Annotated in this window: 2 protein-coding genes, 1 tRNA gene, 1 other RNA gene and 1 pseudogene; 3 read left to right on the forward strand and 2 right to left on the reverse strand. The window is 68.7% G+C overall.

The window, feature by feature from the left end; all coding sequences use genetic code 11:
• Positions 1-224 (forward strand): annotated as a pseudogene (locus tag A5652_RS11765) (hypothetical protein); the annotation flags it as partial.
• 14 nt (positions 225-238) lie between these two features.
• Positions 239-979 carry an enoyl-CoA hydratase/isomerase family protein gene (locus A5652_RS11770; RefSeq protein WP_067350901.1) on the forward strand — a complete coding sequence of 247 codons (741 nt, stop codon included), beginning with the start codon at positions 239-241 and terminating at the stop codon, positions 977-979.
• On the opposite strand, the gene A5652_RS11775 is transcribed toward A5652_RS11770, so the two are convergent.
• On the reverse strand, positions 980-1,858 hold the full coding sequence (locus A5652_RS11775) for a hypothetical protein (RefSeq protein ID WP_067350898.1): 879 nt from the start codon (positions 1,856-1,858) through the stop codon (positions 980-982).
• An 89-nt stretch (positions 1,859-1,947) separates the two neighbouring features.
• Positions 1,948-2,036 (reverse strand) — tRNA-Ser (locus A5652_RS11780).
• Positions 2,037-2,113: 77 nt separating this feature from the next.
• Here A5652_RS11780 and ffs point away from each other — a divergent pair.
• Positions 2,114-2,208, forward strand: an RNA gene (gene ffs, locus A5652_RS11785) — signal recognition particle sRNA small type.
• Positions 2,209-2,212: the final 4 nt, after the last annotated feature.

Here is a 2,212-nt window from a genome sequence, read left to right on the forward strand (position 1 = left end):
GGGCGGCGCACCTGGGCCTGCTTCCGGTGGACAATCCCCACGTCGCCGCGGACCTCACCAAGATCGAAAAAGGCCTACCGCTGTCGCCCATCCTGCTGGTGCGCGGCGACTTCATCGCCGGGGTCGCGTTGCAGATCGCCGACGGCTACCACCGCGTCTGCGCGAGCTATCACACCGACGAGAACACGCCCATTCCCGTGGTCCTCGCGGCCGTCAGCCGCTGATCGGAGGAGTGATCATGATCGACATCAGCACCGTCGGGACCGTGCAGGTGCTGACCCTGTCGTCGGGGTCAGTCAATGCGCAGGATGTCGAGCTGCTCGAGGAGCTGGCTTCGGCGGTGCGCGAGCTGGCGCGTTCCGACGCGGGCGCTTTGGTCGTCACCGGCGCCGGCCGCGCCTTCAGCGCCGGCGTAGACCTCAACCGCGTGGTTCAGGGCGGCACCGGCTACACCGATGGCTTGGTTCCCGCGCTGTCCGCGGCCTTCGAGGCGATATTCAGCTATCCGGGACCGACCGTCGCCGCGATCAACGGCGCGGCCATCGCCGGCGGCTGCGTGCTCGCCTGCGCCTGCGACCGCCGCTTGATCAGCCCCGAGGCGCAGATCGGCGCGACCGAGGTGCGCGTCGGGGTGCCGTTCCCGGTGGCCGCCTTGGAGGTCATGCGCTACGCCTGCGGGATCCACGCCGATGAGGTGCTGCTCGGGGGCCGCAACTATCGGGGCGCGGAGGCCGTGGCCCGCGGACTGGCCCACCGCGTCGTCGCCGACGAGCTCGTCGAGGCGGCCGTGGCGGAGGCATCGGACCTGGGCAGCATCCCTGGTGACGCCTACCGGCAGACGAAGATCCAGTTGCACGGCCCGACCATGGCGCGGATCCGCGAGGCCGGCGGCGTCGATGACGAGGTTCGCCGGATGTGGGGTACGGACGAGACGCTGCGACGCATCGCCGCGTACGTGGAGCGGCTGCGGCGGCGCTGATTAGTTCTCGTCGGCGTTTTCGTCCGAGGCCACACCGGCCCGAGTGCGTGTCCGCCGCATCCGGTGTGATCCCTTGCCGGTCGGGCGCCGGTTGCGCAGCTTGGCCGTCGACTCGTCGCCGTCCCCGGCGGTCGCGTCGGGCGTCTCGGTGGTGTCTTTGCCCGGCGCGGCCTCGGTCTTCGGCTCCGGTGCCTCAGAGTCGGCGGTCTCGGCGCTGACTTCATCGGGAGCCGCCGCCGGCTCGGCCGCCTCGGCTTCCTTGGTCCCTTCGGCTTCGGCAGCGACGGTCTGCGCCTCGTCCGGCGTGCCTTCGTCGGTTTCGTCGGCGTCGGCTTCTTCGGCCTCTTCGACGTCGGCGTTTTCGGCTTCGTCGGTGTCTTCGGCTTCGTCGGCCTTCTTGCGCCGCACGCGACGCTCCTTGGGCTTCTTCGCCTTGATCGGTTTAGGCGGCGGCGGGGGCAGCTCGGCGACGAAGGAGAGGTAGAAGGCGAAAATGCCGAGCAACGCGATCGCGGCGGCCGCCCCGTAGATCCCGAACAACCACCGCCCCACGGCGTCCAAGCTCAGCCAGATTTCGCTGATCGCCGTCCCGATGATCAGCACCCCGGCCAGCACGTGGGCCACGATCGACCAGATCCTGATGGACAGGGCCAGCTGCGGCGTCCCCAGCTCGGGCTTGCGGGTGCGCAGCAGCGTGAACACCACGGGCAGCGCCGCGAGCGCGATCAGTGCGCCCGTCACAATGCGCAGCGAAGTCCCCAACGAGTGCGCGGTGTCACCCATCAGCTCAGGCCAACGTGGCAACACGAAAAAGAAGTAGAGGACGCCGGCAGCGATCGAAAATGACGCGTGCCACGGGATGGCGACCTTGCGCCCCATACCCCTCCTCGTGCTGGTGAATCCACGCCAGCCTAAAGGCGGCCGACCTGAATCCATGTCAATTCGTACGTGTCCGCTTGGCGGACCAATGGCGGAGGATGCGGGATTTGAACCCGCGAGGGCTGTTAACCCAACCCGCGTTCCAGGCGAGCGCCATAGGCCACTAGGCGAATCCTCCGTGGCCATGGTAACCGAGGGCCAGATTGCCCCCGCCAGTTGCTCGGCGTCGACACCGAGGCGGGTATTACACTCGTCGCTGGACCCCGCGCGGCGTCTATCCTGTGAACTCCCCCAGGGCCGGAAGGCAGCAAGGGTCAATGGGCTCTGTCGGGTGCGCGGGGTCCCCTGCAAAAG

Origin of the sequence: Mycobacterium sp. 1165178.9 (assembly GCF_001673555.1) — a bacterium.
In the GTDB taxonomy this organism is placed as follows: domain Bacteria; phylum Actinomycetota; class Actinomycetes; order Mycobacteriales; family Mycobacteriaceae; genus Mycobacterium.

Coding starts and splice junctions, on each gene's coding strand:
- A5652_RS11770 (WP_067350901.1), top strand. CDS start 239: ATGATCGACATCAGCACCGTCGGGACCGTGCAGGTGCTGACCCTGTCG.
- A5652_RS11775 (WP_067350898.1), bottom strand. CDS start 1,858: ATGGGGCGCAAGGTCGCCATCCCGTGGCACGCGTCATTTTCGATCGCT.